The sequence below is a fragment of the Pseudomonas sp. GQ91 genome (assembly GCF_059758795.1).
Map to the genome: position 1 here is coordinate 143,156 of NZ_JCAXED010000002.1, position 24,202 is coordinate 167,357.

The 24,202-nt window shown below is 60.2% G+C and carries 25 protein-coding genes, 1 pseudogene and 1 riboswitch; of the genes and pseudogenes, 12 read left to right on the top strand and 14 right to left on the bottom strand.

Annotation, left to right across the window (positions count from 1 at the left end; genetic code table 11):
* Positions 1-41: 41 nt before the first annotated feature.
* The 3 genes from AC6CIA_RS02780 to AC6CIA_RS02790 all read right to left on the bottom strand — a co-directional run bounded on the left by AC6CIA_RS02780 (position 42) and on the right by AC6CIA_RS02790 (position 4,727).
* Positions 42-1,934: a DUF1302 domain-containing protein gene (locus tag AC6CIA_RS02780; protein WP_498310528.1), complete on the bottom strand. Its 1,893-nt coding sequence runs from the start codon at positions 1,932-1,934 to the stop codon at positions 42-44.
* Positions 1,935-2,269: 335 nt separating this feature from the next.
* A complete protein-coding gene (locus AC6CIA_RS02785) occupies positions 2,270-3,952 on the bottom strand; it encodes a fatty acid--CoA ligase (RefSeq protein ID WP_498310529.1) in 1,683 nt (560 codons plus the stop codon).
* Positions 3,953-4,097: 145 nt separating this feature from the next.
* Positions 4,098-4,727, bottom strand: a complete 630-nt coding sequence (locus tag AC6CIA_RS02790; RefSeq protein WP_498310530.1) for a LysE family translocator — start codon at positions 4,725-4,727, stop codon at positions 4,098-4,100.
* A gap of 84 nt (positions 4,728-4,811) precedes the next feature.
* Between AC6CIA_RS02790 and AC6CIA_RS02795 the strand changes: the two genes are divergently transcribed.
* From AC6CIA_RS02795 to AC6CIA_RS02805, 3 genes are all read left to right on the top strand, one after another.
* Positions 4,812-5,777, top strand: coding sequence for a 2-hydroxyacid dehydrogenase (locus AC6CIA_RS02795; protein WP_498310531.1), 966 nt, complete (start codon positions 4,812-4,814; stop codon positions 5,775-5,777).
* 31 nt (positions 5,778-5,808) lie between these two features.
* Entirely contained in the window at positions 5,809-6,807 is a 999-nt protein-coding gene (locus AC6CIA_RS02800) for a methyltransferase (protein ID WP_498310532.1), read from the top strand.
* Positions 6,808-6,857: 50 nt separating this feature from the next.
* A riboswitch (yybP-ykoY riboswitch) is annotated at positions 6,858-6,979 on the top strand.
* Between the two features lie 88 nt (positions 6,980-7,067).
* Positions 7,068-7,640, top strand: coding sequence for a TMEM165/GDT1 family protein (locus AC6CIA_RS02805; RefSeq protein WP_422630750.1), 573 nt, complete (start codon positions 7,068-7,070; stop codon positions 7,638-7,640).
* A 278-nt stretch (positions 7,641-7,918) separates the two neighbouring features.
* On the opposite strand, the gene AC6CIA_RS02810 is transcribed toward AC6CIA_RS02805, so the two are convergent.
* Entirely contained in the window at positions 7,919-8,728 is an 810-nt protein-coding gene (locus AC6CIA_RS02810) for a M48 family metallopeptidase (RefSeq protein WP_498310533.1), read from the bottom strand.
* 1,305 nt (positions 8,729-10,033) lie between these two features.
* Here AC6CIA_RS02810 and AC6CIA_RS02815 point away from each other — a divergent pair.
* Both AC6CIA_RS02815 and AC6CIA_RS02820 read left to right on the top strand, forming a co-directional pair.
* A pseudogene (locus AC6CIA_RS02815) lies at positions 10,034-10,228 on the top strand (HAMP domain-containing protein); the annotation flags it as partial.
* A gap of 114 nt (positions 10,229-10,342) precedes the next feature.
* A complete protein-coding gene (locus AC6CIA_RS02820; protein ID WP_498310838.1) occupies positions 10,343-11,086 on the top strand; it encodes a methyl-accepting chemotaxis protein in 744 nt (247 codons plus the stop codon).
* A 9-nt stretch (positions 11,087-11,095) separates the two neighbouring features.
* Here AC6CIA_RS02820 and AC6CIA_RS02825 read toward each other — a convergent pair whose 3' ends face one another.
* From AC6CIA_RS02825 to AC6CIA_RS02835, 3 genes are read right to left on the bottom strand one after another with little or no spacing between them, the layout of a single operon-like run.
* Positions 11,096-11,716, bottom strand: coding sequence for an SOS response-associated peptidase (locus AC6CIA_RS02825; RefSeq protein ID WP_498310534.1), 621 nt, complete (start codon positions 11,714-11,716; stop codon positions 11,096-11,098).
* Between the two features lie 36 nt (positions 11,717-11,752).
* Positions 11,753-12,013, bottom strand: coding sequence for a putative signal transducing protein (locus AC6CIA_RS02830; RefSeq protein WP_498310535.1), 261 nt, complete (start codon positions 12,011-12,013; stop codon positions 11,753-11,755).
* Between the two features lie 9 nt (positions 12,014-12,022).
* Positions 12,023-12,205 carry a CPXCG motif-containing cysteine-rich protein gene (locus tag AC6CIA_RS02835; RefSeq protein ID WP_084376274.1) on the bottom strand — a complete coding sequence of 61 codons (183 nt, stop codon included), beginning with the start codon at positions 12,203-12,205 and terminating at the stop codon, positions 12,023-12,025.
* A 144-nt stretch (positions 12,206-12,349) separates the two neighbouring features.
* On the opposite strand from AC6CIA_RS02835, the gene AC6CIA_RS02840 reads away from it, so the two are divergent.
* Entirely contained in the window at positions 12,350-13,513 is a 1,164-nt protein-coding gene (locus AC6CIA_RS02840) for a 1-acyl-sn-glycerol-3-phosphate acyltransferase (protein ID WP_498310536.1), read from the top strand.
* A gap of 189 nt (positions 13,514-13,702) precedes the next feature.
* Positions 13,703-13,909, top strand: a complete 207-nt coding sequence (locus AC6CIA_RS02845; protein ID WP_339528890.1) for a hypothetical protein — start codon at positions 13,703-13,705, stop codon at positions 13,907-13,909.
* A 141-nt stretch (positions 13,910-14,050) separates the two neighbouring features.
* On the opposite strand, the gene AC6CIA_RS02850 is transcribed toward AC6CIA_RS02845, so the two are convergent.
* Positions 14,051-14,635, bottom strand: coding sequence for a YajG family lipoprotein (locus AC6CIA_RS02850; protein ID WP_339528891.1), 585 nt, complete (start codon positions 14,633-14,635; stop codon positions 14,051-14,053).
* 195 nt (positions 14,636-14,830) lie between these two features.
* Here AC6CIA_RS02850 and AC6CIA_RS02855 point away from each other — a divergent pair, with 195 nt between their 5' ends.
* The 3 genes from AC6CIA_RS02855 (at position 14,831) to mqo (ending at position 17,332) form a co-directional block, all read left to right on the top strand.
* A complete protein-coding gene (locus tag AC6CIA_RS02855) occupies positions 14,831-15,064 on the top strand; it encodes a hypothetical protein (protein ID WP_498310537.1) in 234 nt (77 codons plus the stop codon).
* A 552-nt stretch (positions 15,065-15,616) separates the two neighbouring features.
* Positions 15,617-15,793, top strand: coding sequence for a hypothetical protein (locus AC6CIA_RS02860; RefSeq protein WP_339529024.1), 177 nt, complete (start codon positions 15,617-15,619; stop codon positions 15,791-15,793).
* Positions 15,794-17,332: a malate dehydrogenase (quinone) gene (mqo, locus tag AC6CIA_RS02865; protein WP_498310538.1), complete on the top strand. Its 1,539-nt coding sequence runs from the start codon at positions 15,794-15,796 to the stop codon at positions 17,330-17,332. It abuts the gene before it with no gap.
* Between the two features lie 102 nt (positions 17,333-17,434).
* On the opposite strand, the gene AC6CIA_RS02870 is transcribed toward mqo, so the two are convergent.
* The 3 genes from AC6CIA_RS02870 to AC6CIA_RS02880 all read right to left on the bottom strand — a co-directional run bounded on the left by AC6CIA_RS02870 (position 17,435) and on the right by AC6CIA_RS02880 (position 18,826).
* Positions 17,435-17,722, bottom strand: coding sequence for a PA4642 family protein (locus AC6CIA_RS02870; protein WP_498310539.1), 288 nt, complete (start codon positions 17,720-17,722; stop codon positions 17,435-17,437).
* Between the two features lie 75 nt (positions 17,723-17,797).
* Entirely contained in the window at positions 17,798-18,265 is a 468-nt protein-coding gene (locus AC6CIA_RS02875) for a WbuC family cupin fold metalloprotein (protein WP_498310540.1), read from the bottom strand.
* 3 nt (positions 18,266-18,268) lie between these two features.
* Entirely contained in the window at positions 18,269-18,826 is a 558-nt protein-coding gene (locus AC6CIA_RS02880; RefSeq protein ID WP_339528896.1) for a hypoxanthine-guanine phosphoribosyltransferase, read from the bottom strand.
* 162 nt (positions 18,827-18,988) lie between these two features.
* Here AC6CIA_RS02880 and upp point away from each other — a divergent pair, with 162 nt between their 5' ends.
* Both upp and AC6CIA_RS02890 read left to right on the top strand, forming a co-directional pair.
* Positions 18,989-19,627 carry a uracil phosphoribosyltransferase gene (upp, locus tag AC6CIA_RS02885; RefSeq protein ID WP_339528897.1) on the top strand — a complete coding sequence of 213 codons (639 nt, stop codon included), beginning with the start codon at positions 18,989-18,991 and terminating at the stop codon, positions 19,625-19,627.
* 2 nt (positions 19,628-19,629) lie between these two features.
* Positions 19,630-20,904, top strand: a complete 1,275-nt coding sequence (locus AC6CIA_RS02890) for a uracil-xanthine permease family protein (RefSeq protein WP_498310541.1) — start codon at positions 19,630-19,632, stop codon at positions 20,902-20,904.
* A gap of 123 nt (positions 20,905-21,027) precedes the next feature.
* Here the strand turns inward: AC6CIA_RS02890 and hisC are convergent, their stop codons facing one another.
* From hisC to hisG, 3 genes are all read right to left on the bottom strand, one after another.
* Positions 21,028-22,080, bottom strand: a complete 1,053-nt coding sequence (hisC, locus tag AC6CIA_RS02895) for a histidinol-phosphate transaminase (RefSeq protein ID WP_498310542.1) — start codon at positions 22,078-22,080, stop codon at positions 21,028-21,030.
* Between the two features lies 1 nt (position 22,081).
* A complete protein-coding gene (gene hisD, locus AC6CIA_RS02900) occupies positions 22,082-23,407 on the bottom strand; it encodes a histidinol dehydrogenase (protein ID WP_498310543.1) in 1,326 nt (441 codons plus the stop codon).
* A gap of 124 nt (positions 23,408-23,531) precedes the next feature.
* A complete protein-coding gene (gene hisG / locus AC6CIA_RS02905; protein ID WP_010213102.1) occupies positions 23,532-24,167 on the bottom strand; it encodes an ATP phosphoribosyltransferase in 636 nt (211 codons plus the stop codon).
* Positions 24,168-24,202: the final 35 nt, after the last annotated feature.

Below are 24,202 nucleotides of genomic sequence, written 5' to 3' on the forward strand. Positions count from 1 at the left end.
TCTGGTCTTCCTGAAAATACGTACTGCTTGAAAGAGTGTGCTCAGAAGTTCACGCCGGCGCTCAAGGCGACGAAATCGCGATCATCCGTCGTGCTGAAGTCGCCACCAAAGAAGTTGGTGTAGTTCAGGCTGACGGTGTAAGTGTTCTGGTATTCCGCATCGACACCCAGGCTGACCGCCTTGCGACCTTCTTCAAAGTTGGCGCCAGGACCTGGCGAGTAGCCTTTGACGTCATGGGACCAGGCCACGCTAGGCTTGAGGTTGACCCCGGCGAAGACGTCCGGATATTCCCAGATGGCACGGCCACGGTAGCCCCAGGAAGTGGAGGTGGTGAAGCCGTCGTTGTTGCAGTTTTTGGTGATATTGCTGGCGTCAGCACCGGGACCTGCACCGCCGATAGTGCCGGTGTTGAGGATCTGCGCGCAGGTGTTGCGACCGAACGTGTCTGGCAATGCACCGGGACCGAAGACCGGATCACGACCGTAACGGGCGTCAGATTTGCTCTCGAGGCCGCCCACATGAGTAACGCCCAATTCGCCTACCAGTGTCAGGCGACTGGCGCCCATGACCTGGTCAAAAAAGTGCGTCAACGTAGTCTGGAACTGGGTGATTTCCTTGCGACGGTAGCCGTTCAGGTCTTGCCCCTTGGCGCCCCGCAGCACGGAAGCATTCTCGTACGCGCCGCCCAGGTCGCGGACGCCTGCATAGAGGATGTCAGTGGTGTTGAGTTGCACCGGCGCGTTCGGGCGATAGCTCACCTCGCCGCTCCATGCCGTACCGGTAGGCAAGGTGGTAGAGAAGCTCAGGCCGTACAGGCGAATATCTTCGGGGTATTCGATGAAGTACTTGGAGTTACCGGCAATGAACACCGGCGCCAGCGAACCGAAAGCCGGGGCGATGGCGTACGCCGAAGCCGGTGCCGCCGTCGCGCTGAAAATCGGCGCGCGGCTGTGGTAGTTCATGAAGTAAGCGCCGAATTCCGTATCCAGCGGTTCGAAGTTGTAGCGCATCGCAACGCCGAACTGGCCGCTGTCGCGTGCGTCCTTGTCGCCGCCACGACGAACCAGCGTGCCCTCTTCGTTAACGTCCATTCCCATCTGCTCGAATGCCGCGAGCGCGCCGCGACCCGGGGCCGAGGCAGCGATGGTCGAGCGCTTGGCAAGCAGGCGCAGGTTGTCGTCGCAACCATCGGATACCACATCCGGCTGGGAGAAGAACGTCCCGCAGTTATCGGTAACGGTCTGGTCCCACTCCAACTGATAAAACGCTTCCGCCGACAGGTTATCGGTCAGCGATTGCGACACATAGAACATGTTGACCGGAATCAGGCCTTCCTTGATCTCGGCCCCCGGACGACGGAATGCGGACACGTCGATCGGGTTCACGGAGTTGATACCGCCACCGATAAAGGTACTTTCACCCCAGCTCACCACTTGTTTACCAAATCGCACCGAACCCGGCGCATCGGCAATGGAGTAGTTGTGGTAAATGAAGGCATCGAGAATTTGCCCGCCGGAGGACTTGGCGCCCTCTTTGCGGTTGCTGTCGCTGATGTCCTTGAACGGACGGCTTTCGTCCTTGAGTTCAAAGTCATACCAATATTTGCCACGCACAAACACACCGGTATCGCCGTATTTCAGCTCCAGGTCATGGATGCCCTTGAAGATCTTCGAAAACGTTTCCCCACGCTTGAAGTTCAAGTGACCGTCATCGGAGGTCTGGGATAAACCGCTGCCGCCGTTGTTGACGCCGATCAGGTCCTTGTTGGGTTTGGATGTCCCCCAACTGGCGCCCACCGACAGGGACGAATCGAAGCTGCCTTCGATTTCACCGATGTTGAAACTGACGCCGAATGCGGGCCCGGCGAGGGTCGAGGCAAGACTGACCGCCAGAGGCAATCTCGCCCGGCGCCAGAACTGGTTTACTGAGGTCATCGACGCTACTCCATGTGCATTTTATTGTTATGGCAGCGAGCCTTTTCAAACATGCTTGTAACGGCCGGGACACAACGGCCCCAATGCCGGACGAGCGTCGAACCACGATGGCCCGCAACGCCGCACTCTTGAAAAACTCTCGGAGGGACTATAGCCAGCAGGGGGTACCGCTTGATCCCTCTAAAGTGTGATTTGTATCACCAACCCGTCTGCCACAGTCCTTTCGCCACGTCAGCAAGGGCTGACGCGAAAGAGGATGGCTGAAAATCCGCAAATGACAAGTCGAAGGCCTGTGATAGAGCGCTGCCGTGCCCCGAAGGACACGACAGGCAGCCTCAGAGAGTGGAGAGGAATGTGCTGTTATTGGCCTGCCATTCAATGATGTCAACGCGGATACGTTTCTTGTCGAGCTTGCCGACGCTGGTCTTGGGAATTTCCGTAACAATGGCAATCTGACTCGGAATGGCCCACTTGCTCAAGTGGCCCAGTTCGACAAATGGCTTGAGGTGATCCTTGAGCTCGCGCGCACCAATTGCCTGGCCTTCACGCACCACCAGCAGCGCAAATGGACGTTCGCCCCACTGCGGATCGGCCATTCCCACCACCGCTACTTCGCGTACCGCCGGGTGACGGCTGATCAAGTCCTCAAGGGCCAGGGAGGAAATCCATTCGCCACCGGTCTTGATCACGTCCTTGATGCGGTCGCGAATGTCGATCACGCCAAACGCATCGAGGGTGGCGACGTCGCCGGTGTGCATCCAGCCACCGTCCCAGAGTTCGGCGCCCTTTTGCGGTTCGTTGAAATAGCCTTCGGTCAGCCATGGCGCACGCAGTACCAGTTCGCCCTGAGACTCGCCGTCGGCCGGAAGGAAATTACCCTCGGTATCAATAATCGCCGCCTCCACCAAAGGCCCCGGCACGCCCGCCTTGATACGGTAGGTGGTGCGCTCATCTTCGGAGCCCGCCATCAGCTCTTCGTTGAGATGCGCGCAAGACACCAGCGGTCCGGTTTCGGACATGCCGTAGGCAGCGGTCAGTTGAATGCCACGCGCCTTGGCGGCTTCGTAGAGCGAGCGGTTGAGCGCGCTGCCACCAATAACGATTTTCCAGCCGCCAAAATCCACGTGTTGCGCAGCCTTTGCGTTAAGCACCATTTGCAGGATGGTCGGCACGCAATGGGAGAATGTGACCTTCTCCTTGCGCCACAGCTCCACCAGGTATTCCGGATCGTAACGCCCGGGATAGACCTGTTTGAGCCCGAGCATGGTGGCCACGTACGGCAGCCCCCAGGCATGTACGTGAAACATCGGCGTGATGGGCATGTAGACGTCGTTGGTGCCCAGCAACCGCACGCTGTCGACACTGCCCATGATGGTCGCTACGCCGATGGTGTGCAGCACCAATTGACGATGAGTGAAATACACACCTTTAGGGTTACCGGTGGTACCCGTGGTGTAGAACGTGGTGGCCACCGAATGCTCGTCGAAATCCTCGAAGCGGTACTGAGGACTGGCGGCGGCCAGTAATTGTTCGTACTCACCCACCAGGTTGGGCAGGTCGGCGGTTTTTTCCTCGCCATCGGTCAACAACAGAGTGTTGTTGACGCTGGTCAACTGACCGGCAATCGCCTGATAGAGCCCGACGAATTCAGCGTTGACCAGCACAAAACGGTCTTCGGCGTGGTTCATCGTGTAGAGAATCTGTTCCGGCGACAGGCGGACGTTGATGGTGTGGATCACCGCGCCAATCATCGGAATGGCGAACATGCATTCCAGGTAGCGATGACTGTCCCAGTCCATCACGGCCACCGTGTCACCGGCCTTGACCCCGGCCTCGGTCAGCACGTTGGCCAGGCGGGCAACACGCTCGATGAGAGTCGGATAGGTGTAGCGCAGCTTGTCGCGGTAGACGATTTCCCGGGTTTTCTCGTAGCGGGCGCCAGACATCAACAGGCGCTTGATCAACAGCGGGTATTGGTAGGCGCCTTCGGCGGGCGGGATAACACGAGTCTGCAACATACGAATCCCTTTTATGACTGCACGGTCTTGGCTAAAGGATTTGCACTTTAGAGAGCTTGTGCGCAGGCCAAATCAGCCGAAGGAATGATTTGCAGCCCCCGACGAATGCTAGCCTTGAGCCAGCATTCGCTGATTCAGACCACGCCTAGCGCTCGGTGAACACCAGTTTCACCCCAATGGCGATCAGCACCGCGCCCATGGTCCGGTCGAACCAATGGCCCATGCGCGCAAACCCGGCGCGAACCCGTTGCTGGCTGAACAGCATGGCCACCAGGCAAAACCAGACCGCGGTGGCCGTGGCCAGATACACCCCATAACCGGCCTGGATCGCCAGCGGCGTGTGCGGATTGATGACCACCGTAAACAGCGACAGGAAAAACAGCGTGGCCTTGGGGTTCAAGCCATTGGTGACAAAGCCTGCGGTAAACGCACCACGCGCGCTGCGCTCACCGACGTCCCGGGGCAGGTCTTCTTCGCCAGCAGGCAGGGCTGGCCGCGCGCGCAAGGCCTTGAAGCCGATGTACAGCAAGTAGGCCGCAGCCGCCCACTTCAAGGCGTTAAACAGCACGATGGACTGGGACACGATCAAGCCGATGCCGAGTAACGAGTAGCCTACGTGCAGGAAAATCGCCGATCCGACCCCTAACGCTGTCCAGGTGCCCGCGCGGCGCCCGTGGGTCACGCTCTCGCGCACGACCACAGCGAAATCCGGCCCAGGACTGGCCACCGCCAGCAGGTGAATCAGAACCACGGTCAAGAACTCGGTGAGGTACATGCACACTCCAGGAAGTAACTGATTATTTCATCTGATAGGCTCGGCAGATTACGCCTTCATACTCCGTCGCAAAAGGTACAGTTGATGACGAACAATCGCCGCGCCGTCTTCCTCGATCACCCTTCCCTGGACCTCGGAGACCTGGACCTGAGCCAGCTTCGGGCGTCCTTCAGTGACTTGCAGTTGTATGAACAAACCCCACCGGATCAAGTAGTCGAACGCCTGCAAGGCGCCCAAGTGGCAATCAGTAACAAGATCCTGCTGGATGCCCGGACCCTCGCGGCCTGCCCCGACCTGAAGCTGATCCTGATTGCCGCTACCGGCACCAACAACGTCGATCTGGCGGCGGCCCGCGCCCAAGGGATTACCGTCAGTAACTGCCAGGGTTACGGCACGCCATCGGTGGCTCAGCACACGATCATGCTGCTGCTGAACCTGGCCACGCGCCTGAAGGACTACCAGAAAGACGTCGACGCCGGCCTTTGGCAGCAATCCCGTCAGTTCTGCCTGCTGGACTACCCGATTATCGAACTGGAAGGCAAAACCCTCGGCTTGCTGGGCCATGGCGAACTGGGTGGGGCCGTGGCACGCCTGGCGGAAGCCTTTGGCATGCGCGTATTACTGGGGGCAATTCCCGGGCGCCCGGCGCGCCCCGATCGCATGCCACTGGATGAGTTGCTGCCGCAGATCGATGCCCTGACGCTGCACTGCCCGCTCAATGAACACACCCGGCACTTCATCGGCGCACGCGAGTTGGCATTGCTCAAGCCGGGCGCTTTCGTGGTCAACACCGCACGCGGTGGCTTGATCGACGAACACGCCTTGGCAGACGCATTGCGCAAGGGTCAGCTGGGCGGCGCGGCGACCGATGTGCTGAGCGTCGAGCCCCCCACCGCCGGCAACCCACTGCTGGCGGCGGACATTCCGAGGTTGATCGTCACGCCCCACAGTGCCTGGGGCAGCCGTGAAGCCCGGCAGCGCATCGTCGGGCAACTGACAGAAAACGCCCAGGGTTTTTTCAGCGGTACACCGCAGCGCGTCGTCAGTTGATAAACTGCGCTCCTTTTTCAGGGAGCAGCCCATGGATCCGCGCAGTGAAGTACTGCTTCGTCAGGCCGAACTTTTTCAAGGCAACCTGCTATTGGCTGGCTTGCCTGCCGACGACCTGCTCGGTCGCCTGCCCAACGCCCACGGCTGGTGCTGGCATGCCGGCGATCAGGCGGTGCTGGACGCACGCTTCGCCGAGCGCAGCCATTTTGGCGTGAATGTGCCAGGACGGGGGTTCGACTCGGCGGTGGTGTTCCTGCCCAAATCCAAGGACCTGGCCGATTACATCCTCAAGGCTGTAGCCGCGCGTCTGCCGGGGGCCGAGGTGTTTCTGGTGGGGGAAAAACGCGCGGGTATCGAAAGCGCCGCCAAGCAATTGAACGCCTTCGGCAAACCGCGCAAGCTCGATAACGCACGGCATTGCCAGCTGTGGCAAGTCACCGTGGGCAATGCTCCGGCGGCGCCCGACCTGCAAAGCCTGGCCCACGTGTTCGAGGTGCCGCTGGCGGATGGGCCGCTCAAGGTGGTCAGCCTGCCCGGCGTGTTCAGCCATGGCCGCCTGGATCGCGGCACTGCGTTGTTGCTCGAGCATCTGGACAGACTGCCCAGCGGCCACGTGCTGGACTTCGGCTGTGGGGCTGGCGTGCTAGGCGCCGCAGTCAAGCGCCGCTATCCGCATAACACCGTCACATTGCTCGATGTGGATGCCTTCGCCACCGCCAGCAGTCGCCTGACCCTGGCCGCCAACGGGCTGGAAGCCGAGGTGCTGACGGGCGACGGTATCGATGCCGCGCCCATGGGCCTGGACTCGATCTTGAGTAACCCGCCGTTCCATGTCGGGGTTCACACGGATTATTTCGCCACGGAAAACCTGTTGCGAAAAGCACGCCAACATCTGAAAAACGGCGGCGAACTTCGGCTTGTTGCGAATAGTTTCCTGAAGTACCAGGCGTTGATCGAAGAGCATCTGGGCATCTGTGCGGTCAAGGCCGAGGGTCAGGGTTTTCGCATCTACCGAGCCAAGCGCGGTTGACGGGGGTTTGAAAAAGAAGGCTTGCCGAATGGATTTCGGCAAGGCAGAATCCGCTCCGTCCTAGGGGAGTAGTCTCCCACGAGCCACCCGCTCGTCCGGCATACGTCAACATACTTGGTCAGCAGACCATGGCGTATGCGACCCAGGAGTCCGCACAGACGGACCGGGGTCTGACAAGACCTATGACACGCACACCTTACCCGGGGCGGGAAGGCTGTACGTGTCATAGCCGTGTCGACCCGCCCCTGGAAACCTATCTGATGCTGGACTCATTCCTCGTTCCGACTGCAATCGTTGCCTTGGCCGAAATCGGCGACAAGACGCAACTGCTCGCACTGGTGCTTGCCGCACGCTTTCGCAAACCCTGGCCGATCATCGCCGGGATTGTCGCCGCGACCCTCGCCAACCACGCCGCCGCCGGTGCCGTGGGCGCCTGGTTCAGCAGTTTTTTTTCGGATGCGGTATTGCACTGGATCCTCGCCGCAAGCTTCTGCGCCACGGCGCTGTGGACGTTGGTGCCGGACAAGCTCGACGATGACGAAACCAGTACCGCGCGCAAATTCGGGCCTTTCCTGACCACGCTGATTGCGTTCTTCATCGCAGAAATCGGCGACAAGACGCAAATCGCCACGGTAATGCTTGCGGCGCAATATCCGGAGCTGTGGCTGGTGATTATCGGTACCACCGTGGGCATGTTGATTGCCAACGTGCCGGTGGTCCTGGCGGGAAATTTCGCGGCGGAAAAACTGCCGTTGACCCTGATTCGACGCCTGGCGGCCTCGGCGTTTTTCATCCTGGCGCTGGTTGCGGTGTACAAGGCAGTTACGCTTTGACAGACAGATGTTTCGAGGCTGTTGAGGGCTGGCGGGGTGGTGGTTTTGTGTTTGGCTTGAGGACCGCCCCTCGCCCTAACCCTCGCCCCTCTGGGGAGAGGGTTAGGGTGAGGGGCGGATCTCAAGGCCGCCACCTACCGCACTACCACCACCGAACATTCAAAACGTCACCCACAGCCTTCATCTCGCAGTTCAAAAACCTTGAAAGAACCGCTTGTACCAGCGACAAGCCATAGCGCTCCTGCCTTGCCTACGACTTGCAGCTTGCCGCTTACAACTCAACGCGGCTTGTAAAGCGGCATCACCTTCGGAATCGCCGCCCGCAATGAGGCGATCCGGCTGTCGGACGCCGGGTGCGTGCTCATGAACTCCGGTGGCGCGCCTTCCGACGCCTTCGCCATCTTGTTCCACAGCGTGATGGCGGCGTTCGGGTCATAGCCGGCGCGGGCCGCCAGCTCAAGGCCGATCAGGTCCGCTTCGTTTTCATTGCTGCGGCTGTTAGGCAGGGTCATGCCGTAGTTGGCCACGGTATCAGCCAACGCCAGACTGTCCTGGCCCAGGCCGAACAGCGCACCGGCGCCTTGCTTGGCCATCTCGATGCCATAGGCCTTGGACATGGCTTCACGGCCGTGCTCGCGCAAGGCATGCGCAATTTCATGGCCCATGACCGCTGCCAGCTCGTCGTCGGTCAACTTGAGATTGGTGATCAAACCGCTGTAGACAAAAATCTTGCCGCCGGGCCCACAGTTGGCATTCATCTCGTCGCTTTTGATCAGGTTCACTTCCCACTTCCATTGCGCGGCATCCGGCCGGAAGGTGGGCGCCTGGGCGATCAGGCGCTTGGCGATAGCCTGGACGCGCTTGGCATTGGCACTGCTCTTGTCCACCAGGCCTTTGCCGCTGGCCTCACCCAGGGTCTGCTGGTAGGACTGCGCATACATCTGGTCGACTTCCTGACTCGACAACATGCTGAACATGTACTGCTTACGTTCCACCCCGACAGCGCCACCGCTGGTGGTGTTGACCGATTGACAACCGGCGAGCAGCAACGCTGCGCTCAATGCACTTACCGCCAAACACTTCTTCATGAACGCTCTCCCTGAAAACATGGTGCGTATCGTAGGCGCTCCGTTGTATCGGCGCCAGATACACGGACGTTTAACCGCAGAATTTCGGATAGCCCTGCGCCGCGAGTCTGTCTGTTTGCGACACCGCCCGGCATTTTTTAGACCCAAGCCCTCATGTCCTCCCAGCCAGCGGCCGATACAAGAAGGTAGACAATGTCCTCTGTGCCCGGAGCTACCATGAAATTCAAGTCGATTCAGTTTTCTGTCGCGGCATTGGCCGGGGCCATTGTCTTAAGCGTAGTCGGCGCCTTGGTGCTGTACGCATTGTTCGCCGGCGCCCGGACCCAGGAGATGGTGCAAGAGCGCACCCAAGGGCAATTCGAACACATCATCGAACAACGCCTCACGGCCTTGGCGCAAACCCAGGCCTCGCTGATCCAGCGCGAACTGGAAGCCCCGTTGCTAACCGCCAAGGGTCTGGCGACGACCAACGCCCTGATGGGCATGAAAGACGCCAATGGCGCGGCGCCCTTGCAGATCAGCCGTGAACAGTTGATCAACCTGCTGCACGAAACCGTGGTGCGCAACACGAAAATCCTCGGTTCCTACATCGCCTGGGAGCCCAACGCCATCGACCATAACGATGCCAACTACGTGAACAGCCCGGTCGTCGGCATGGATCCGAGCAACGGCCGCTTTATACCTTGGTGGTTCCGCAATCAGGACGGCAGCCTGGGCCTGGAAAAACTCGCCGACCTGACCGACCAGAAAATTCTCTCCACCGGCATCCGCGCCAGCGAGTACTACCTCTGCTCCAAGGAAACCCAAAAACCCTGTGTCATCGACCCTGCGCCCTACCGCGTGGGTAATACCACGGTGATGCTGGCCTCGTTCATCGAGCCGATCATGATTGACGGCACCTTCCAGGGCATCGTCGGCGCCGACCTGTCGGTCAATTTCATTCAGGAAATGCTCACCAGCGCCGACCAGAAGCTGTACAACGGCGCGGGCGAAATGGCGCTGATTTCCAACAACGGCCGCCTGGTTGCCTACACCAAGGACCCCAGCAAACTGGGGGAAAAAGCCAGCGACCTGCTGGACAAGAATGAAGTCGAAAACCTCAGCCAACTGAAGCCCGGCGAAGTGCGCTACGACGTTGATCAAGAGCACGACCACATCGAACTGTTTCTGACTTTTAACATCGGTCAGACCGATGCCCGCTGGACCCTGATGCTGCAACTGCCCTGGAGCGCAGTGATGGCCGACTTGCATCAACTGCAAAACGACCTGGACGCCCAGCGCAAGACCGATATTTTCGGCATGACCATGGTTGGCCTGTTGATTGCCGGCATTGGTCTGCTGGTGATCTGGCTGGTGGGCCACGGCATTGCCCGCCCGCTCAAGCAAATGGTGGCAATGCTCAACGATATCGCCCAGGGCGAAGGCGACCTGACGCGTCGCCTGAGCAGTGACCGTGCCGATGAACTGGGCGCGATCGCCACAGGTTTCAATACGTTCCTGATCAAGTTGCAGGGGATGATCAGCCAGGTGGTAAGTTCGGTGCAGAAAGTCAGCGACTCTTCGGAGCACACCGCTGATATCGCGATCCGTACCAACCAGGGCGTGCACAGACAAATGGTGGAGATTGACCAGGTCGCCACCGCGGTGCATGAAATGACCGCCACTGCCCAGGACGTGGCCCGCAATGCCACCCAGGCGGCCCAGGCCGCGAACCACGCCGACCAGGCGGCGAGCCAAGGCATGCAGATTGTGCGCAATACCTCCACTTTCATTGGCGCGTTGGCTCTCGAAATCGGCAAAGCGGTGGGCGTGGTCCAATCACTGGCCAAAGACAGCGAGAACATCAACGCGATCCTGATTGCCATTCGCGGCATCGCCGAACAAACCAACCTGCTGGCCCTCAACGCCGCGATCGAGGCCGCACGGGCGGGGGAACAGGGCCGAGGATTTGCGGTGGTGGCCGATGAGGTGCGCAATCTGGCACAGAAAACCCAGAAGGCCACCGAAGAAATCCAGACCATGATCCAACAGTTGCAGCAAGGCACGCGAGAAGTGGTGCGGGTCATGGAAGACAGTCAGAATCGCACCGACGAAAGCGTGCAACACGCCGCCAAGGCTGCCGAAGCACTGGAGACCATTACTCAGGCGGTCTCGGTGATCAACGACATGAACACCCAGATTGCCAGTGCGGCCGAAGAACAGAGCGCGGTGGCCGAAGACATCAATCGCAACGTGACCAATATCGGGCAAGTGGCCAACGAAATGGCCAGCGGCGCGGATGAGTCGAGCACCGCCAGCGCGGATTTGACCAAGCTGGCGGAACAGCAGCGTCGCTTGATCAATCAGTTCAAGGTCTGAAATCGCCTCTCAACCCGGCGTCAGGCACTCCGGCCCGTTGAGTCTTGGGTCATTCACCAGGTTGGCCAGCACCCGCTCACGCAACACGGCGGGTTCACTGGCCAACAGTGCCTGCAACGTCTGCAGTGGCGTCTCGGGGTCAAGCCAGGCTTGCTGCCCCGCCGCGTCCAGAATCAACGGTCGACGTTGGTTCTGCGCCGCCTGGGTCACCACCGCCGTGCTCAACCACACCTGTTCCTGTACCGGATAAGCCTCCCAGATCGCCGCGAAGAACAGCGTCGAACCTTCCCCTGGCGTCAACCAGTAAGGCCTTTTACGCTGGGTGCCGCGCCACTCATAAAACCCGTTGGCCGGCAGCAGGCAGCGGCGCAGGCGAAAGGCCTCGCGAAACATCGGTTGCTCGGCCAGGGTTTCGGCGCGGGCGTGGGCCGGCGTGCGGGACAAGTCGGTGAGCCATGGCGGCGTCAGCCCCCAACGCGCCCGCGCCAGGGTGCGCTGGCCCTCGTCCTGACGCTGGATCAACACCGAATCATTCGGAGAAATGTTCCATTGGGCCTGTTGATCCGTCGGAAAGCCCGGCAGGGCGGCAAAGGCAGGATTCCAGCGAAACAGGGCATAACGTCCACACATGGGGCAACATAACTCTTGGATAAACCGGCCGACAGCCTAACAGACCAATACGTCGGGGACGTTGTCAGGGTCGTCGCCTGGCATGGGTTGTGCGCCGATGTAGGCGGTAACCAGCTCACGGGCACAGCTGGCCTGGTGGTTTTCCACCTCTAACCCCAACAGGCCAAAGATCGGCAGCTCGCCGGTGCCGCCGAGCAAATGCCGCCCGACCAAATGCGCCTCGATGCCCTCACTGGCGAGCATCTGTTGCAGCAATTCGCCTTCCATCAGGTTTTCCGGTTCGTAGATTCGCTGCATGGACGCACCCTATTCGTTCTCACTGCGCACGTTAAGCATCCATTCGTCACCGTGCACCTGCAGCTCGAAATTAATCGGCCGGCAACACACAGGACAGTCTTCTATATAGTCCTGATCGCCAGCGGACAGGTCCAATACCGCCTCCGCCAGCTCACCGCAATAAGGACATGTGTACGGCTCGGTTTCCAGCATCGCGGTCTCCCAAGTGACTTGTGCGTATAATCGCCGGTCTATTTGCAGGGCTATTTTCGTTTGATGCCATTTGTTCAGACCGCGCCCTGTCACTTATCGATCCAAACCTTTACTTACCCTAGCCGTTTCTAACAAGAGAGCATGATGGGCGAATTCGATACCATCCGACCTTACAACGACAGCGAAGTCCCGGCAGTGCTGGCCCGTCTGTTCAGTGACAAGGCCTTTCTGGACATCCTGACCCACTTTCGCTTCCCGCGTTTTGCCGGCACCTTCGGCTGGCTGCTCAAGCCGCTGATCGCGCAGAAGCTGCGCCGAGAGTTCGCCGGCGTGACCACCGTCGCCACCTTGCAAGACAAAGTCGAGTTCTACGTCGACCACACGATTGACCGCGCGACCGACGGCGTCACCTACACCGGCGTCGAACAACTCAAATCGGGCATGGCCTACCTGTTTTTGGCCAACCATCGCGACATCGTAATGGACCCGGCCTTCGTCAACTACGCGGTGTACCACGCGGGCTTGCCGACGCCACGCATTGCCATCGGCGACAACCTGCTGCAAAAACCGTTTGTCAGCGACCTGATGCGCCTCAACAAGAGTTTTATCGTACACCGCTCCATTACCGGTCGGCGCGAGAAGATGGCGGCGTATCAGCTGTTGTCGGCCTACATCAACCATTCGATTCGCAACGACGGCCAGTCGATCTGGATCGCCCAGGCCGAAGGTCGCGCCAAGGACGGGGATGATCGCACCGAGTCGGCGATCCTCAAGATGTTCCACATGAGTCGCAAGGATGAGCCGTTCGCTGACGTTATCCAGTCATTGAACCTGACCCCGGTATCCATCAGCTACGAGTACGACCCATGCGATTCGGCCAAGGCACGTGAGCTGTATATCCGCGCCACCACCGGCACCTACAGCAAGGCACCCGGTGAAGATGACGTGAGCATCGCGCTGGGGATTACCGGCTACAAAGGCCGGGTCCACGTCAACTTTGCCCCGCCGATCACCGAGCGTTTCGACGATACCAAGCAGCTCGCGCTCGAGATGGATCGGCAGATTCTCGGCGGTTACCGGCTGTTTCCCGTGCATTACCTAGCGTATGCCCAGTGGAACGACGCCGACCCGCAATTGCAGGTGCCAACGGCCGCCGAGGTGTTCCCGGCGGATGAGTTGGCCAAGGCGAAAGCGGAATGGGAGCGGCGCTTGAATGCGTGCCCGGCCGAGCATCGACCGTATCTGGTGCTGCAATATGCGACGCCGGTGAGGAATCAGTATCGGGTCAAGGCTGGAATCCCCCTGTAATCCAGGGGTTGAACCAGCAAGTCAGCAATGCCTGGTCGATCGCCCACCCGGCGCTCAATGCCGCGAGGTGGGCCGGCGCTCGTCGCGCCCTGGCCCATTGACCGCACATGCAGCGAGTAATTTACCTCGTCACCGGAACGTCACCTTAACAAGCCACTCTGTTGCCCTTCGAACGCCCAGGAGCTTGTCATGCTGCATGCGCAAAACCAGGATCGGCTGTACCTGATCACCCCAAGCGATGAACAAGAAGCGCTGATCGGCGGCCTCGCATTTAATGTTCAGGACCGCCACTGGCTGGTGTATTGCGCCCTCGGCGGACATCAACATGCCGACCTGCCGGAGCTGGACCTGCTGACCGGGGTGAGCATGCTGGATTTCTATATCGAAGCGGCTTGAAACCCGCCGAACAAACGCAAATGGTGCATGGCGTAGCCGCTGACGAGCCCGGCGAGGCTGCGTCGGCGGTGTGTCAGATGTAACGCTACGCAAGGTTTACGGGGATAGCGTGGGGAGATCCCACGTCCCCCGTAAGCCGGATTATTGCGAGCTGAGCAAGCGGCCGATGCTTGGATCCTTGAACAGGCGCGTCAGCGCATCACTCAGCACATCACTGACCAGCTTGGTGTTGGTTTCCTGGTTCGGTGACATGCCGAAACGCTGATTGAGGGAGGCAGCGTAGCGGCCACTGTAGCGACGGGTACCGGCGTTCACGTCGGAACGGAATGTCGCGCCAATCGAGGCTTCAGTCACATACAGCCCATCCTTGGGCGACTGGTATTTCAACTCGGCCAGCGTGATCGTCAGTTGCGGAGCGCCCGGCGAGTTGCCCGGGGTAAAGCCCAGCAGACGCACGGCGGCTTCAGCCTGGGCCTGCAGCTTCGGCAGCAGATCCTCGCCGGTCACCGAAATCAGAGCGGTCTCGGGGTACAAGCCGCCGCGCGAACCCAGGGTCGGCGACGGACGACCATCGACCACCCGCACCGACACCGGTTGACCTTGTCCCACCGGGGCCAACTGCGCGGTGACCTTCGGTTGCGGGCTGAGCTGTTGCGGGCTGTTGGCACAGCCAACCAGGGTCAAGCAGGACACAGTGATCAAACCGAACAGCAGGCGTTGCAACATGCGCTTATCTCCAGAATTCAGGTACCGACAGCCCAGCAGTATAGCGGTGCGCCAGGGCCGGGAACTAGCCACAGTTACAACCTCGGACCCCGGCACGCCGGCAGCGGTTCAGTGTCACCGATATGTCACAGCTATTACACCGTGGTGTCATCCTTGGAAGGCAACCTTGCCTCAATTATCAGGAGGCCAACCATCATGAATTTTCTCTGGAACCTGTTCGCCGCAAAACCTGCCCTCCGGCACTTTGCCTTGCTCGACCCACAAGGCCGCTGCCAGGCATTCAAGCAATGCAACCTGCCACCGGTGGGCGAAGGTTGGGTCGAAGTCGAAGAGATCCGCCTGAGCTGGATGCACCATCCGCTGCCTGCCCGGGCTCGCGTAAGCCCCCGCGCGCCACGGTCAATCAAGCACCAGGCGTTGGCCGCCTGACCGAAAGGCTAATAAAAGTCATAAAACCCGACCATTTACCCAGCGTTCTTCGCTACAATCTCCCCCCGATTATAAGGACGTCTCCTGATCGGGCCTCGCAGCATCGCTAATGCCCCGGTATTAGCTCCCCCGCACCGCCCACAGAGAGCCGCCCACACAGATCGAGTGAAGCTGGCGCGCTGGCTGTTTTTCTGCAAAACCGCCGCCTTTACCGAATCTGCCAGAGCTGCCATTCGCTCGGCCACTTGAGTTTTTGCCCGTCAAGCCGTCTGTCGGCTGTGATGTCGGGCCAGGTGCCAGGCCGGGGCAGCCCTTTTTTGAGGTTCACGTCTTCAAAAGAGCGTGAAAAAACGGGTTTTCACAACTTCACAAGAGTGTGGCGAGCAAATGAATAGTTTTGCGTTTGTACAAGCACCATCAGCGTCTGGCACTGCACCACCACACAGGACCGAGTACTCCCCAGATACCTGGGTTTGAAGCCTGTCCGCTACGGATTTGGTTGCACAATCGGACGCACTTGACCATAAGTCGAATTGCCACAGGCGCCCTTAAATGCGTTCATACGCAGATCAGGCCCGGTCGGCAGCGTCCGCTGAAGTTGCAAAAAATTGCGAAGAATCGGACATGGCGATCCTGGCCATGGGTAACCTGGGGCATTACGTGAATCGCCCCGTCACTCCTGGCAGCCATGCCGTCAATTGGGTGCTGCAGATTTTGGAGACGCGTTAAATGGCGCATAACGAAGCAGTCGACGTAGTACTGGTAGGTGCGGGCATCATGAGTGCCACCCTGGCCGTACTGCTCAAAGAGCTCGACCCCGGCCTCAAGCTGGAAGTCGTTGAGCTGATGGATTCGGGTGCCGCGGAGAGTTCCAACCCGTGGAACAACGCCGGTACCGGCCACGCCGGGTTGTGTGAGTTGAATTACACGCCGCAGGCGGATGATGGCTCCATCGACATCAAGAAAGCCGTGCACATCAACACCCAGTTCGAGGTGTCGAAACAGTTTTGGGCCTACCTGACCAAGAAAGGCACCTTTGGCTCGTCCAAATCCTTTATCAGCGCGGTGCCGCACCTGAGTTTCGTACAGGGCGAAAAGGGTGTTTCGTTCCTCAGGAAGCGCTTTGAAACCCTTAGCCAGCACCATGCGTTCTCGGACATGCACTACACCGAAGACCGTGCGCAAATGGCCGAGTGGATGCCACTGATGATGCCGGGGCGCCCCGCCGACGAAAAAATCGCCGCCACCCGCGTGATGAACGGCACCGACGTCAACTTTGGCGCCCTGACCAATCAGTTGCTCAGTCACCTGACCAGCTCGGCGGATGCCCAGGTCAAGTACTGCAAGCGTGTCACCGGCCTCAAGCGTAATGGCGCGGGCTGGACCGTAAGCATCAAGGACGTCAACAGCGGCAACAGCCGTGATGTGGACGCCAAATTCGTCTTCCTCGGTGCCGGCGGCGCGGCCCTGCCGCTGCTCCAGGCCTCGGGCATCGAAGAAAGCAAAGGTTTCGGCGGCTTCCCGGTCAGCGGCCAATGGCTGCGCTGCGACAACCCGGAAGTGGTCAAGCGGCACCAGGCCAAGGTCTACAGCCAGGCTGCAGTGGGTTCGCCACCGATGTCGGTGCCGCACCTGGATACCCGCGTGGTCGAAGGCAAGAAGTCCCTGCTGTTCGGGCCTTACGCCGGTTTCACCACCAAATTCCTCAAACACGGCTCGTTCCTCGACCTGCCGCTGTCGATCCGTGCCGGCAACATCGGCCCGATGCTGGCCGTGGCGCGGGACAACATGGACCTGACCAAGTACCTGGTCAGCGAAGTGCGGCAGTCCATGGAACAGCGCCTGGAAGCCCTGCGCCGTTTCTACCCTGAGGCGAAAGCCGAGGACTGGCGCCTGGAAGTGGCCGGCCAACGGGTACAGATCATCAAGAAAGACCCGAAAAAAGGCGGCGTGCTGCAATTCGGCACCGAACTGGTGGCGGCGCAGGATGGTTCGCTGGCTGCGCTGCTCGGCGCCTCGCCGGGCGCGTCGGTCACCGTGTCGATCATGCTCGACTTGATCGAGCGCTGCTTCCCGGCCAAGACCAACGGTGAATGGGCGGCCAAGTTGCACGAGATCTTCCCGGCCCGGGAGAACGTCCTGGAGACGGACGCCGAGCTGTACCGCAAGATCAACACGCAAAACAACATCAGCCTGGAGCTGGTTGCCCCTGTAGGAGCGAGCTCGCTTGCGAAAAACGTTAACGATGATGCAGCGCACCTGATTTAACGCGTTGCTCTCAGGTGCTTCGCGAGCAAGCTCGCGCCTACAGTGAAAAGCCAAACGCCCCGGTCTCTTACGAGAACGGGGCGTTTTTTTGGGCTCGGGAAATCAGCCGCGGGCGTTGTCGATCAGTTCGATGTACTCGGCGGCGTTGCGCTGATCCTTGATCACCTCGACGAAGGTCTGGCCATGTTCATCCTTGCCATCCAGGTCCAGGCCGGCTTCCTTGAAAAAACCCAGGAACCGCTCGAAATCGTCGATACGCAAGCCGCGATAGGCCTTGATCAGTTTGTGCAGGGACGGCGAAGTGGCGTCGACAGGCTCGAAATCCAGGAACAGCTTGATCTGCTCGTCACCGATCTCATCACCAATCACCTGTTTCTTATCTTTGCGCATTTCCGACTCCAGCCTGCAGACATTTACACGGGAGAGGAAGTCTACCTGTGAGCCGAAGGCGAGGAAACAGGTGGTTCAAACGAACTGGGCAAGCATCCAGCGTTGATACTCGGCCACTCCGGCATCACCTTCACGCGGCGCCCAACTGGCCAGTTCGCCCTCACCCACCGGACGATACGGCCCGGCCTTGCATTCAAACATCACGGTATCGGGCTCCAGCACCACCAGGCCATGAAATACGCCGGGCGGCAGATCGACACCCTGGCACTCCCCGCCCGCTTGCATCACGCGCTTGGCGAGCACCTCGCCGGTCTCGCTGAAGATCAGCAAACCCAGGCGTCCCTTGAGCACCAGCAAGGTTTCTGCCTTGTCTGCGCTCAGGTGCCGATGGGGCGGCACATAGGTCGCGGGTTGCAGCCCCACGGCCATCCGGTGGCACGGCTCGTCCATTTGATGGAAGTTGTGATGGTGCCGGCCACGGGGGCTGGTTGCGGCTTTCTCGGCCAACTCGGCAAACAGCGATTGATCAAGAAAGCTGGCCATTCATTACATTCCTTTAACCGCGAAAATACCATTGGCGTTGCGCCAGTAGCCTTTATAGTCCATGCCATAACCGAAGATATAACGGTCAATGCACGGCAGGCCGACGAAATCGGCTTTCAACTCCGGGCGGGCCTTGCGGTCGTGGTCTTTGTCGATCAGCACCGCAGTGTGGACCTTGCGCGCGCCAGCGTGTTTGCAGAAGTCGATGATCGCGCCCAGGGTGTGTCCTTCATCCAGGATGTCGTCGATGATCAACACATCGCGGTCGATGAACGACACTTCCGGCTTGGCCTTCCAGAACAGATCGCCGCCACTGGTCTCATTGCGATAGCGGGTGGCGTGCAAATACGAGGCCTCCAGTGGGAACTGCAAATACGTCAGCAATTTGCCGGCAAAAATCAGACCGCCATTCATCACACAGAACACCACCGGATTGGTGTCGGCCATTTCGCGGGTGATGTGCGCGCCCACCTTGGCGATCGCCTCTTCGACTTGCGCTTCGGTGTACAGGCAGTCAGCCTCGTGCATGATTTGACGGATATGCTCGAGATCAGCGGACATGGCGCTCTCCAGGGGTACTGTGGCAAGAAAAGCGGGCGAAGGTACGCTTCTGGGACGCAACGTTCAAGCCTTTATGGACTAACGTACTTGATGTCTATAGGACAACACCCCGAGATAGATTAATCTAGGCCGGTTTTTTTGCCCGCCGCCGGAGCCTTTCCCATGCCCACTCGCGAGATCCGCCACCCGCTGATCCGACACAAGCTCGGCCTTATGCGCCGCGCCGACATTAGCACGAAGAACTTCCGTGAGCTTGCTCAGGAAGTCGGAGCGTTGCTGACATACGAAGCCACTAAAGATTTGCCCCTGGAAAACTACGAGATCCCCGGTTGGGCCGGTCCCGTCCAGGTGGAAAAGATCGCTGGCAAGAAAATTACCGTGGTGCCGATCCTGCGCGCCGGTATCGGCATGCTTGAAGGCGTACTGAGCCTGATCCCGGGCGCCAAGGTCAGTGCCGTGGGCGTAGCCCGCAACGAAGAGACGCTGCAGGCCCACACCTACCTGGAAAAGCTGGTCCCGGAAATCGACGAGCGCCTGGCCATGATCATCGACCCGATGCTCGCCACCGGCAGTTCCATGGTTGCAACCATCGACCTGCTGAAGAAAGCCGGCTGCAAGGACATCCGCGCCATGGTGCTGGTCGCCGCCCCCGAAGGCATCGCCGCCGTCGAGCAGGCTCATCCGGACGTGCAGATTTACACCGCGTCCATCGATGAGCGCCTCAACGAACATGGCTACATCATCCCGGGCCTGGGCGATGCCGGTGACAAGATCTTCGGCACCAAGCAGAAGGACGCGTAAGCATGCAGGATGAATTCAACGACCCGCTTTGGCGCCAGGTTCTGTCTGGCGCACAAATGCTCTTCGTGGCATTTGGCGCGCTGGTGTTGATGCCGCTGATCACCGGTCTTGATCCAAACGTCGCACTGTTTACCGCGGGCCTGGGCACGTTACTGTTCCAGATCGTGACCGGCCGACAAGTGCCGGTGTTCCTGGCGTCGAGTTTTGCCTTTATCACACCGATCATTCTTGCCAAGGGCCAGTTCGGCCTCGCGGCAACCATGGGCGGTGTGATGGCGGCAGGTTTCGTCTACACCTTCCTCGGCCTGGCGGTGAAGATCAAAGGCACCGGATTCATCGACCGTCTGCTGCCGCCCGTGGTGATCGGGCCAGTGATTATCTCGATCGGCCTGGCCATGGCACCGATCGCCGCGAACATGGCGATGGGCAAGTCCGGGGATGGCGCAGAGCTGATTCATTACCAGACCGCGATGATGATCTCGATGCCGGCGCTGCTGACCACGCTGATCGTCGCCGTGTTCGGCAAAGGCATCTTCCGTCTCGTGCCGATCATTGCCGGGGTGCTGGTGGGATTTGCCATGGCGTTCTACTTCGGCGTGGTGGACACGGCGAAAATCGCGGCTGCGCCGTGGTTGGCCCTGCCCCACTTCACCGCACCGGAATTCAACTGGCAGGCGATTCTGTTTATCGTCCCGGTAGCCCTGGCGCCGGCCATCGAGCATATCGGCGGGGTGATTGCCGTCGGCAGCGTGACCGGTCGCGATTACCTGAAAAAGCCCGGCCTGCATCGCACGTTGCTGGGTGACGGGATCGCCACGACCGCCGCAGGCATGTTCGGCGGTCCGCCCAATACCACCTACGCCGAAGTCACTGGCGCGGTGATGCTGACCAAAAGCTACAACCCGAAGATCATGACCTGGGCCGCCGTGTTTGCGATCGGCCTGGCGTTTATCGGCAAGTTCGGCGCACTGCTGCAAAGCATCCCGGTGCCGGTGATGGGCGGGATCCTGTGCCTGCTGTTCGGCTCGATTGCCGCGGTGGGGATGAACACGCTGATTCGCCACAAGATCGACCTGGGAGAAGCGCGCAATCTGGTGATTGTCTCGGTGACCCTGGTGTTCGGGATTGGCGGTGTGCTGATCGGCACCGGGACCGGTCCGGACGACTTCGGCCTGAAAGGCATCGCGCTGTGCGCGGTGGTGGCGATTGGCTTGAATCTGCTGCTGCCGGGCAATGATGGCTGGAAACACAAAAAGCCGGATGAGCCCTTGCTCTGACGAGCAACATCCCTTGTAGGAGCGAGCTTGCTCGCGAAGAACTTGAGGGCGCCGCGTTTATCCCGACTAAACGCGTCATCGTTAACGTTCTTCGCGAGCAAGCTCGCTCCTACAGTAGCTCGGTTATAACTGACCTAAGCCATCGATCAGCGCCTGGTTCTGCTCCGGCGTACCGATGCTGATCCGCAGGAACTGGGCAATCCGCTCCTGTTTGAAGTGCCGCACAATCACTCCTTGCTCGCGCAACTTCGCCGCCAGCCCGGCCGCATCGTGCCGTGGGTGACGGGCAAAGATGAAGTTAGCGGCTGACGGCAAGACCTCAAAACCTTTGTCTTGCAACTGCGCAGTGACTTTCTCACGACTCTCGATGACCCGCTTGCAGGTCTGCTCGAAGTACGCACGGTCGTCGAACGCCGCCGCCGCGCCCGCTATCGCCAGGCGGTCCAGCGGATAGGAGTTGAAGCTGTTCTTGACCCGCTCCAGCGCCTCGATCAGGTCCGGATGACCCACCGCCAGCCCCACGCGCAAACCAGCCAGGGAGCGCGATTTGGAGAGCGTCTGCGTCACCAGCAGGTTCGGGTAACGATCCACCAGGCTGATCGCGGTTTCGCCACCGAAGTCGATATAGGCTTCATCGACCACCACCACCGAATCCGGGCTGGCCTTGAGTATCTGTTCGACCGCCTCCAGCGCCAGCACGCAACCGGTGGGTGCGTTCGGGTTGGGGAAGATGATCCCACCGTTGGGCTTGGCGTAGTCCGCGACGCGGATCTGGAACTGCGGGTCCAGCGGCACCGCATCGAACTGGATGCCGTAGAGGCCGCAGTACACCGGGTAGAAGCTGTAGCTGATATCCGGGAACAGCAGCGGTAGATCGTGCTGGAACAAAGCGTGAAAAATGTGCGCCAGGACTTCGTCGGAACCGTTGCCAAGGAACACCTTGGCCGCGTCGATCGAGTAAAACCTGGCCACGGCCTGCTTCAGCAGGTCGCTGTTGGGATCCGGATACAGGCGCAAGTTGTCGTTCAACTCGGCCTGCATCGCCGCCAGCGCCTTGGGTGAAGGGCCGTAGGGGTTTTCATTGGTGTTGAGCTTGACCAGCTTGGTCAGCCTTGGCTGTTCGCCGGGCACGTAAGGCACCAGGTCCTTGACGAAGGGGCTCCAGAATCTGCTCATCTCAATTACCTTTCTTGTCGTCAAGGATGCGGTATTCGGCACTGCGGGCGTGCGCACTCAGGGATTCACCACGGGCCAGCACCGAAGCGGTCTTGCCCAGTTCCGAAGCACCTTGTGGCGAGCAGAAGATGATCGACGAACGCTTCTGGAAGTCATACACCCCCAGCGGCGACGAGAAGCGCGCGGTGCCGGAAGTCGGCAGCACGTGGTTGGGACCGGCACAGTAGTCGCCCAAGGCTTCGCTGGTGTGGCGCCCCATGAAGATCGCGCCGGCATGGCGAATCAACGGCAGCCAGGCCTGCGGATCAGCCACCGACAACTCAAGGTGTTCCGGGGCGATGCGGTTGGCCACCTCAATCGCCTGCTCCATGTCACGCACCAGGATCAGCGCACCGCGGCCATTGATCGACTTCTCGATGATCGCGGCACGCTCCATGGTCGGCAGCAGCTTGGCGATGCTCGCGGCCACTTTGTCGAGGAACCCGGCGTCGGGGCTGACCAGGATGGCCTGGGCGTCTTCATCGTGTTCGGCTTGGGAGAACAGGTCCATGGCGATCCAGTCCGGATCGGTCTGACCGTCGCACACCACGAGGATCTCCGACGGACCGGCAATCATGTCGATGCCGACCTGGCCAAACACATGACGCTTGGCGGTGGCCACGTAGATGTTGCCGGGGCCGACGACCTTATCGACCTTCGGCACGCTTTCGGTGCCATAGGCCAGCGCTGCCACCGCCTGGGCCCCACCAATGGTGAAGACCCGATCAACCCCGGCAATGCAGGCCGCGGCCAGCACCAGTTCATTGATTTCACCGCGCGGCGTCGGCACCACCATGACCACCTCGGTCACCCCCGCGACTTTGGCCGGGATCGCGTTCATCAGCACCGAAGACGGATACGAGGCCTTGCCGCCCGGCACGTACAAGCCAGCGCGGTCCAGCGGCGTGACCTTCTGGCCGAGCAGCGTGCCGTCGGCCTCGGTGTAGCTCCAGGAGTCCTGTTTCTGTTTTTCGTGGTAACTGCGCACCCGCGCAGCCGCCACTTCCAGGGCTTCTCGCTGGGGCACGGTAATCCGCGTCAACGCCAGCTCCAGGCGCTCGCGCGGCAGGATCAAGTCAGCCATGGAGGCGACATCGAGGCCATCGAACTGACGGGTGAAATCCACCAGCGCCGCGTCTCCGCGCTCGCGCACGGCCTTGATGATATCGAGGACCCGCTGGTTGACCGAGTCGTCGGACACGCTTTCCCAGCTCAGCAGATGATCCAGATGATGGGCGAAATCCGGGTCGGCAGCGTTGAGTCGGGCAATTGCAGTGGACGTGGTCATAGCGAGGGCCTCATAGGATTGGCAAAAACTCAGGCGCCCTGAACTACCGTTCGCTCCGCTTGGGCACCTGAGAATTCTGGCTATGAGGCGGATAGACGGGCGCGACTAAGGCCGCGCGAATGAGTCAACCGCGGTGTCGAGACTCCACTGCCTTGCGCAGGGTGTCGATCAACGCCTGGATTCGGGCGTGTTGCATTTTCATCGAAGCTTTGTTGACGATCAGCCGCGAGCTGATGTCGGCGATGAATTCCTGGGGTTCCAGGCCGTTGGCACGCAGGGTGTTACCGGTGTCCACCACGTCGATGATCTTGTCGGCCAGACCGATCAACGGCGCCAGCTCCATCGAACCGTAGAGCTTGATGATGTCGACCTGACGCCCCTGCTCGGCGTAGTAACGCTTGGCCACATTGACGAACTTGGTGGCCACTCGCAGGCGGCCCTTGGGCTCGACATCACCGACGCGCCCGGCAGTCATCAACTTGCACAGTGCAATGCGCAGATCCAGCGGTTCGTACAGCCCCTGGCCACCGTATTCCATCAACACGTCTTTCCCCGCGACGCCGAGGTCGGCGGCGCCATGTTCAACGTAGGTCGGCACATCAGTGGCACGCACGATCAGCAGACGCACATCGTCCTGGGTCGTGGGGATGATCAGTTTGCGGCTCTTGTCCGGATTCTCGGTCGGCACGATGCCCGCTTCAGCCAGAAGCGGCAACGTGTCGTCAAGGATGCGGCCCTTGGACAGTGCGATAGTCAACATGGGTGTTGTCAGTCCTTCATCAGGCTATTGCTGTC